General features: G+C 70.2%; 1 pseudogene. It reads right to left on the reverse strand.

The features are described from left to right. Positions 1–292: pseudogene (locus JHD63_RS25290) on the reverse strand (IS4 family transposase); the annotation flags it as partial.

Genomic DNA, 292 nt, shown 5'->3' on the forward strand with positions numbered 1-292 from the left:
TCAGTTTGGAGGGCAGCAGTTCGGCGGCCATGGCCACTTCGCTGTGGCTGTACGGTGCGATGGCCGCAGCCACCACCGCGTGGGTGCCGCATTCGACCAGGCCCAGCACACGCGCCTGCGGGAAGGCACTCTGCCCGCGGGAGGCCTCCGGGTAGCCGAAGTGCTGTGCGTTGACCGCTTCGTCGGCCACGTCCATGCAGGTGCCGTCCACGGCCATTAGGCGCCAGCTTCGATACCATGCACCCGGCGCATCCGGGCGCGCCAGCGGGCGCAGCACGCGCTGCGCCAGTTG

Source organism: Xylophilus sp. ASV27, assembly GCF_016428875.1.
GTDB lineage: Bacteria > Pseudomonadota > Gammaproteobacteria > Burkholderiales > Burkholderiaceae_C > Xylophilus.